Annotated in this window: 7 protein-coding genes; all 7 read left to right on the forward strand. The window is 72.8% G+C overall.

Annotated elements, in window-relative coordinates; genetic code table 11:
- On the forward strand, positions 1-1,412 hold a 1,412-nt coding region (gene kdpB, locus ACFV3E_RS10360; protein ID WP_500534274.1), incomplete at its 5' end, for a potassium-transporting ATPase subunit KdpB.
- Between the two features lie 20 nt (positions 1,413-1,432).
- On the forward strand, positions 1,433-2,062 hold the full coding sequence (kdpC, locus tag ACFV3E_RS10365; RefSeq protein ID WP_500534275.1) for a potassium-transporting ATPase subunit KdpC: 630 nt from the start codon (positions 1,433-1,435) through the stop codon (positions 2,060-2,062).
- A gap of 667 nt (positions 2,063-2,729) precedes the next feature.
- Positions 2,730-4,100: a GlnX family signal transduction membrane protein gene (locus ACFV3E_RS10370; protein WP_500534276.1), complete on the forward strand. Its 1,371-nt coding sequence runs from the start codon at positions 2,730-2,732 to the stop codon at positions 4,098-4,100.
- A gap of 154 nt (positions 4,101-4,254) precedes the next feature.
- Complete coding sequence (locus tag ACFV3E_RS10375; protein ID WP_500534277.1) at positions 4,255-6,798, forward strand: DUF4118 domain-containing protein; 2,544 nt, start codon at positions 4,255-4,257, stop codon at positions 6,796-6,798.
- A gap of 58 nt (positions 6,799-6,856) precedes the next feature.
- Positions 6,857-7,540, forward strand: a complete 684-nt coding sequence (locus tag ACFV3E_RS10380) for a response regulator transcription factor KdpE (RefSeq protein ID WP_499514516.1) — start codon at positions 6,857-6,859, stop codon at positions 7,538-7,540.
- A 38-nt stretch (positions 7,541-7,578) separates the two neighbouring features.
- Positions 7,579-7,977 carry an OB-fold nucleic acid binding domain-containing protein gene (locus ACFV3E_RS10385; RefSeq protein ID WP_500534278.1) on the forward strand — a complete coding sequence of 133 codons (399 nt, stop codon included), beginning with the start codon at positions 7,579-7,581 and terminating at the stop codon, positions 7,975-7,977.
- A 3-nt stretch (positions 7,978-7,980) separates the two neighbouring features.
- Positions 7,981-8,739, forward strand: coding sequence for a DUF3159 domain-containing protein (locus ACFV3E_RS10390; RefSeq protein ID WP_499514518.1), 759 nt, complete (start codon positions 7,981-7,983; stop codon positions 8,737-8,739).
- The last annotated feature ends 89 nt before the right edge of the window (positions 8,740-8,828 follow it).

An 8,828-nucleotide genomic window follows, 5' to 3' on the forward strand; every position in this document is an offset into this window, starting at 1 on the left:
TCGCGCTGAACATCCTGCTGGCCTCGCTGACCATCGTCTTCCTGCTCGCGGTCGTCACCCTGCAGCCGTTCGCGATCTACGCGGGCGCCGAGCAGTCGATGATCGTCCTGGTCGCGCTGCTGGTCTGCCTCATCCCGACGACGATCGGCGCCCTGCTGTCGGCGATCGGCATCGCCGGCATGGACCGCCTGGTGCAGCGCAACGTGCTCGCCATGTCCGGCCGCGCCGTCGAGGCCGCCGGCGACGTGTCCACCCTGCTGCTCGACAAGACCGGCACCATCACCCTCGGCAACCGCCAGGCCGCGGAGTTCGTGCCCGTGGCGGGCGCGGACGAGGCCGGGCTCGCCGACGCGGCGCAGCTGTCGTCGCTGGCCGACGAGACGCCCGAGGGCCGTTCCATCGTCGTCCTGGCGAAGGAGAAGTACGGCCTCCGCGAGCGAAACGAGGGCGAGCTCGGACACGCCGAGTTCGTGCCCTTCACCGCGCAGACCCGCATGTCCGGCGTCGACGTCGACGGCCGTCAGGTCCGCAAGGGCGCGGCCGGCGCGATCGCCGCCTGGGTCACCGGGAACGGCGGCACCGTCGCCCCCGACGCGCAGCGCACCGTCGACACCATCTCCGCCGCCGGCGGCACCCCGTTGCTGGTCGCGGTCAAGGAGGACGGCGCGGCCCGCGTGCTGGGTGTCATCCACCTGAAGGACGTGGTCAAGGAGGGCATGCGGGAGCGGTTCGACGAGCTGCGGCGGATGGGCATCCGCACGGTGATGATCACCGGTGACAACCCGCTGACGGCCAAGGCGATCGCGGACGAGGCGGGGGTCGACGACTTCCTGGCGGAGGCGACGCCCGAGGACAAGATGGCGCTGATCAAGCGGGAGCAGGCGGGCGGCAAGCTCGTCGCGATGACCGGTGACGGCACCAACGACGCGCCGGCGCTGGCCCAGGCGGACGTGGGCGTGGCCATGAACACCGGCACCTCGGCCGCCAAGGAGGCCGGGAACATGGTGGACCTGGACTCCAACCCCACCAAGCTGATCGAGATCGTGGAGATCGGCAAGCAGTTGCTCATCACCCGCGGCGCGCTGACCACCTTCTCCATCGCCAACGACGTGGCGAAGTACTTCGCGATCATCCCCGCGATGTTCGCGATCGTCTACCCGGGTCTGGACAAGCTCAACATCATGCAGCTGTCCTCGCCGCAGTCCGCGATCCTGTCCGCGGTCATCTTCAACGCGCTGATCATCATCGCCCTGGTGCCGCTCGCCCTGCGCGGCGTGCGCTACCGGCCCACCAGCGCCGACCGGATGCTCCGCCGGAACCTCGGGATCTACGGACTCGGCGGCCTGGTCGCCCCGTTCATCGGCATCAAGCTGATCGACATGCTCATCTCCCTGATCCCCGGAATCCACTGACGCGAGGCGTGCAGAGAACCATGAACACTTCCGTACGCAACTCCGCCCGGCTGCTCTGGAGCGCCCTGCGCGCGCTGCTGGTGCTGACCGTCGTCCTCGGCGTCGTCTACCCCGTCGCGGTGTGGGGGGTGGGTCAGGCGGCCTTCCACGACCAGGCCAACGGCTCCGAGGTGAAGGTCGGCGGCAAGGTCGTCGGCTCCACGCTGATCGGCCAGAACTTCACCACGGGCAAGGACTTCGCCCCGGACCCCCGGTGGTTCCAGCCGCGTCCCTCGGCCGCCGACGCGGGCGCCGGAGCAGGGCCGTACGACCCGACCTACACCAGCGCGTCCAACCTCGCGGTCACCAGCAAGGCCCTCACCGACCTGGTGAAGGAGCGCAAGCAGGAGGTCGCCGCCTTCAACGGCGTCCCGGAGTCCGAGGTCCCCGCGGACGCGGTCCAGGCGTCCGGCTCCGGCCTCGACCCGGACATCTCCCCGGCGTACGCGGACATCCAGACCGCGCGCGTAGCCAAGGCCAACGGGCTGAGCACCGCCGAGGTCGCCCGGCTGGTCAAGGGGCACACGGACGGACGGCAGTTCGGCATCCTCGGCCAGCCGACCGTCAACGTCCTGGAGCTCAACATCGCGCTGCAGAAGCTGGCCGGCTGACCCACCGCCGCCCCCACCCACCCGGCATCACGCCCGCCGGGTGGGTTTCGGCGCGCGCGGGGGACGCACCGCCCTGGCGGCGGGTGACCGAGTCCCCGGTGCGGCACCGCGCCCCCGCCGGACCGCTCGCGCTGCTCGTCGTCGCTGTGCTCGGCGGCCGGAGACCGGCCCGGGCTGCCGCGTGACGGTCCGTTGCGCCGTACGGCGCCCCAGGGGTGGGCGTTCATGGGCCGGGCGGCGGCCCCGCTGTCCGCCAGGCTGCCTCGCCCGCGGCGCCAGGCACCGCCGCGCCGGCGGACCTGCTGCGCCCGGCCGTGTGCGCCTGGGTGCTTACCCCGCCGCGGCGCCCGCCGTCGTGGGGGCGTGGGGCGGGTCGCGTCAGGAAGGCGTCAAGCGCCGGGGGCTTGCCGTCAGGGGGCCGCCAACGCTGGGCCCGGGACGTGGCCGGCGGGGAGAGAGTGGAAGCACGGAGGGGAGGCCGGCGGAGGCCGCTCGGCGGTGCGGAGGGGGCTGCGGAATGGCGCACACCGTTACCGCTGAGGAGCGGCGGCAGGTGCCACCTGGTCCGGATCCGGACGGCGGTGGGGATTCCGGGTCAGGGAGACGGCACCGTGTTCCGCGCAGGTCTCCCCTCCGTGGGGGGTCGCCGGGCCGGCCGCGTCGCACGTTGACGGCGTCGCTGCGCGGCCGCCCCGGCACCGTACCCGCGCGGTTACGGCTGCTGCGGACGACCGCCCTCGCCGCGTGCGCCGCCCTGGCGGCGGTGCTCCTGGCGGGCGGTGCGTCGGCGGACGACTCCTGGTCGGCGATCCGCACGCACTCCGCGCCCCAGGTCACCAGCGCGGCGGGCCTGTACTTCGCGCTCAGCGACATGGACGCCCAGGTCGCCAACCGGCTCCTGACCCCCGGCGGCGGCGACGCCGCGCGGATCTACGGGCAGCGCCGCTCAGCAGCCGCCGGATACCTCCGCGACCTCGCGGAGGCCGCGGCGGGCGACCCCGCCGCCGAGCGGGAGGTCGCCGCCGCCATCCGCGACTTCGGCCGCTACGAGGAACGGGCCGCCCGGGCGCTGCTGCTCGGCGAGCGCTCCGACCGGGCCGCCGTCGACGCCTACCGCTCCGCGTCCGACCTGATGCGCACCCGGCTGCTCCCCGAGGCCGACGTCCTGGTGACGGTCAACGACGCCTCCTTCGAGCGCGCCTACGGCCACGCGTACGACAGGGCCGGCGCCGTGCGCACGGTCGTCGTGTGCACCGGCCTCCTCCTGCTCGCGGTCCTCGTGGTGCTGCAGTTCTTCCTCGCGAGCCGCTTCCGGCGCGTGGTCAGCACCGCCCTAGCCGCCGCCACGCTGATCGCGCCAGCCGCGACGGCCGCCGGCACGGTGGGCCTCGGCGCCCAGCGGGACGACCTGAAGGTGGCCCGCCGGGACGCCTTCGACTCCGTCCTCGCGCTCACCCGCGCCCGCGCGGTCGCCTACGACGCCAACGCCGACGAGTCCCGCTACCTCCTGGACCGGGCGCACGCCGCCGGGCACGAGGCGGACTTCCTCGACAAGAGCCAGGGGCTGGCGCGGCTGCCGGGCGTCGCCTCCGTCGACGACTACGACCCCGCCCTCGCCCGGGCCCTCGACGCCTACCGCGCTGATCCCGCGGACCTGCGCTTCACCGGCTTCCTCGGTGACGAGTTCCGCAACATCACCTTCCCCGGTGAGCGCGCCGCCGCCGAGCGGGCGCTGCTGCGCTACCAGGTGTACGAGCGGGACGACCGCACGATCCGGGCCCTGGCCGAGGCCGGCCGGCTTCCCGCTGCCGTCGCCTACGGCACCGGCTACGGACCCGGGGAGTCGAACCACGACTTCGCCGCGTTCGACCAGGCGCTCGGCGAGGTCATCGCCATCAACTCCGCCGCCTACGAGCGCGCCGCCGCGGACGGCGCGGACCGGGCGCTGACCGTCCCCCTGGGTCTCGCCGGGGCGCTGGTGGCCGCCGCGGCGCTGGTCGTCCTCGGTCTGAGGCCGCGGCTCGCGGAGTTCCGCTGACTGACCGCAGGCGGCGGCACGAGGAGGGCGTCAAGGACGCGTCAACGTGCTCCCCGCAGGAACATCACGCCCGATTTGTCCGCTGCTGGGACCATAGGATTCCTAACGTCGGACGCGCCCGGAAGGGGCACGCCACGAGGCGGAACGTGGAGCCATGGCACGCGGGACTTTGCGGATATACCTGGGGGCGGCCCCTGGAGTGGGCAAGACCTACGCCATGCTCTCCGAGGCCCACCGGCGCCTGGAGCGCGGCACCGACGTCGTCGTCGCCTTCGTCGAGCACCACAACCGCGCCCGCACCGAGGTCATGCTGCACGGCCTGGAGGTCGTGCGGCGCAAGGAGATCGAGTACCGGGACACCGTCTTCACCGAGATGGACGTCGACGCGGTGCTCGCGCGCCGGCCCGAGGTCGCCCTCGTCGACGAGATGGCGCACACCAACATCCCGGGCAGCCGCAACGAGAAGCGCTGGCAGGACATCGAGGAACTGCTCCAGGCCGGCATCAACGTCATATCGACGGTGAACATCCAGCACCTGGAGTCGCTCGGCGACGTCGTCGAGTCGATCACCGGGGTACGCCAGCGCGAGACCGTGCCCGACGAGGTGGTCCGCCGCGCCGACCAGATCGAGCTGGTCGACATGTCGCCACAGGCGCTGCGCCGCCGCATGGCGCACGGCAACATCTACGCCTCCGACAAGGTCGACGCGGCCCTGTCCAACTACTTCCGGCCCGGCAACCTCACCGCGCTGCGCGAGCTGGCCCTGCTGTGGGTGGCCGACCGGGTCGACGAATACCTGCGGCAGTACCGCACCGACCACCGGATCTCCGCCACCTGGCAGGCGCGTGAGCGCATCGTGGTCGGCCTCACCGGCGGCCCCGAGGGGCGGACGCTGATCCGGCGCGCCGCCCGGATGGCCGCCAAGGGCTCCGGCGGGGAGATCCTCGCCGTCCACATCGCGCGCAGCGACGGCCTGACGGCCGGCTCGCCCAAGGAACTCGCCGTCCAGCGCACCCTCGTGGAGGACCTCGGCGGTTCCTTCCACCACGTCGTCGGCGACGACGTCCCCGGCGCCCTGCTGGACTTCGCCCGCGGAGTCAACGCCACCCAGGTCGTGCTCGGCACCAGCCGCCGGCCCGCGTGGCAGTACGTCTTCGGGCCGGGCGTCGGCGCGACCGTGGCCCGCGAGTCCGGGCCGGACCTCGACGTGCACATCGTCACCCACGAGCACGCCGCCAAGGGCCGGGGCCTGCCCGTGGCCCGCGGAGCCCAGCTCGGCCGCTCCCGGGTGATCGCCGGCTGGCTGACCGGTGTGCTCGGCCCCGCGCTGCTCTGCCTGGTGCTCACCCAGCTGCACCCCGCCCTGGGCATCGCCACCGACATGCTGCTGTTCATGACCCTGACGGTCGCGGCGGCCCTCGTCGGCGGCCTCTACCCGGCACTGGTCTCGGCGGTCGGTGGCTCACTGCTGCTGAACTACTTCTTCGCCCCGCCCCTGCACACCTTCACCATCGCCCAGCCCGAGAACCTGATCGCCATCGTGATCTTCGTGCTGGTCGGGATCGCGGTGGCCTCCGTGGTGGACCTGGCGGCGCGCCGCACCCACCAGGCCGCCAGACTCCAGTCCGAGGCCGAGATCCTGTCGTACCTGGCCGGCAGCGTGCTGCGCGGCGAGCACTCCCTGGACGCCCTGCTGGAACGGGTCCGGGAGACCTTCGGCATGGAGGCCGTGTCGCTGCTGGAGCGGGCCAGCGAGCACGACGTGTGGACCTGCGCCGCCGGCGTCGGCAGCCGGCAGTGCCTGCGCCCCGAGGACGCGGACGTCGAGGTGCCGGTCAGCGACAACCTCTCGCTGGCCCTGGTCGGCCGGGTGCTGCCCGCCTCCGACCGCCGGGTGCTCTCCGCCTTCGCGGCCCAGGCCGCCGGCGTCCTGGACCGGCAGCGGCTGGAGGACGAGGCCGCCAGGGCCCACAAGCTCGCCGAGGGCAACCGCATCCGCACCGCCCTGCTCGCCGCCGTCTCGCACGACCTGCGCACCCCGCTCGCCGCCATCAAGGCGGCCGTCAGCTCGCTGCGCTCCGACGACGTCGCCTGGTCCGAGGAGGACGAGGCCGAGCTCCTGGAGGCCATCGAGGAGGGCGCGGACCGGCTCGACAACCTGGTCGGCAACCTCCTCGACATGTCGCGCCTGCAGACCGGCACGGTCACCCCGCTGATCCGCGAGGTGGACCTCGACGAGGTCGTCCCCAAGGCCCTGCGCGGAGTCCCCGACGGCAGCGTCACCCTGGACGTCCCCGAGACCCTCCCGATGGTCTCCGTCGACCCGGGGCTCCTCGAGCGCAGCGTCGCCAACATCGTCGAGAACGCCGTCAAGTACAGCCCCGCCGGCACCCGGGTGCTGGTCGCCGCCAGCGCCCTGGGCGGCCACGTCGACCTGCGCGTCGTCGACCGCGGGCCCGGTGTCCCCGACGTCGCCAAGGAACGGATCTTCGAGCCGTTCCAGCGGTACGGCGACGCCCCCCGCGGCAACGGCGTGGGCCTCGGCCTCGCGGTGGCCCGCGGCTTCGCCGACGCCATGGGCGCCACCCTCCAGCCCGAGGACACCCCGGGAGGCGGCCTGACGATGGTGCTCACCCTCCCGGCCGCGCCCGGCAGCACCCCCGCCGCCCCGGACCTACCGGCCGAGGCGACGACCTGACCGTGCCCGCACCGCACCCCCGCTCCACCCCCCTCACCGAGAAGGAAAGGCAGGCTCCATGAACCGGGTGCTCGTGGTCGACGACGAGCCGCAGATCGTGCGCGCTCTCGTGATCAACCTGCGGGCCCGCAAGTACGAGGTCGACGCCGCCCACGACGGCGCGACCGCGCTGCAGCTCGCCGCCGCCCGCCACCCCGACGTCATCGTGCTCGACCTCGGCCTGCCCGACATGGACGGCGTCGAGGTGATCCGCGGACTGCGCGGCTGGACCCGGGTGCCGATCATCGTGCTCTCCGCCCGCCAGGCCTCCGACGAGAAGGTCGAGGCCCTCGACGCGGGCGCCGACGACTACGTCACCAAGCCCTTCGGCATGGACGAGCTGCTGGCCCGGCTGCGCGCCGCCGTCCGCCGCGCCACGCCCGGTGGCCCCGAGGACGGCGCCGCGACCGTGGAGACCGAGTCCTTCACCGTCGACCTCGCCGCCAAGAAGGTCAACCGCGATGGCGCCGACGTCCGGCTCACGCCCACCGAGTGGCACCTGCTGGAGGTCCTGGTCCGCAACACCGGCCGTCTGGTCAGCCAGAAACAGCTGCTCCAGGAGGTCTGGGGCCCGTCCTACGGCACCGAGAGCAACTACCTGCGGGTCTACATGGCGCAGTTGCGGCGCAAGCTGGAGGCCGACCCCGCGCACCCGCGGCACTTCATCACCGAGCCGGGCATGGGCTACCGCTTCGAGAAGTGATCGTGATCCGTTCACCCGGGCCCGGTACCCTTCCAGGTATGAGTGGTACCACCCGTTCGGACCGGCCCGCCGGCCGCTTCCGCAGGATGCTCGACCGACTGTCCACCTCCCAGGAGGAGCTGCACTCCGACGAGCTGCGGCAGGACACCGCGGACGTCGGGTGCACCCGGATCTGCGACTGCTCCGATCGCGACATAGTGACCGTGACCGGTACACTACGCGCTGTCACTCTGCGGCCGCGGGCCGGCGTGCCCGCCCTGGAGGCCGAGCTGTTCGACGGTTCCGCACCGCTGGACGTGGTGTGGCTGGGCCGGCGGAGCATCGTCGGCATCGAGCCGGGCCGCAGGATCATCGCGTCGGGGCGGATCTCCATGAACCGCGGCCGTCCGGTGCTGTTCAATCCCAAGTACGAGTTGCGTCCGGTCGGACAGGAGTAGCCGGTGGCGTCGATCGACAAGCGGACCGGGGCACAGCCCACGACCGGGACCGAGCACGGGCCGGAGCAGGACGCGGCCGCCTCGAAGGCGGCCGCCGACCATGCGCTCCTGGAGGCCTTCGGCGGCGTCTGGGGCATGATCGACACGACGGTGCCCGGCCTCGTCTTCGTCCTGATCTACACGATCAACCGGGACATCCACGTCGCGGCCATCGCCGCCCTGGGTCTGTCACTGGTGCTGGCACTGGCCCGCCTGGTGCGCCGGCAGACCCTCAAGCACGCCTTCAGCGGCGTCTTCGGCGTCGCCTTCGGCGCGGTGTTCGCGATGATGTCCGGCGACGCGAAGAACTTCTACCTGCCCGGCATGCTCTACACCCTCGGGCTCGCGGTCGCCTACGTGGTCTCCGCGCTGGTGAAGTACCCGCTGATCGGACTGCTGCTCGGCCCGATCCTCAAGGAGAACCTGTCCTGGCGGACGCGGAACCCGGGACGGCTCGTCGCGTACACCAAGGCCACCTGGGCCTGGGGCGTCATCCTGCTCGTCAAGTCGGCGATCCTCTTCCCGCTCTACTTCTGGGGGAACGCCACCCAGCTCGGCTGGGTCAAGGTCGCGCTCGGCATCCCGCCGTTCCTGCTCTGCGTCTACCTGACCTGGATCTTCCTGGCCAAGGCGCCGCCGCCGATCGACGTGATCGCGGAGATGGAGGAGGCCGAGCGGGCCGAGAAGGCCGAGCGCGCCGCCGAGGAGGCCGCCAACCGCTGACCCGGCGCCCCGCGCCGACGGTCCTCGTGCGCCAGCGACCCGTCGTGTCCCAGGCGCCGCCACAGCTCCTCGGCGATGTGCGGGGCCAG

This window comes from Streptomyces sp. NPDC059718, from assembly GCF_042733315.1.
Classification (GTDB): domain Bacteria; phylum Actinomycetota; class Actinomycetes; order Streptomycetales; family Streptomycetaceae; genus Actinacidiphila.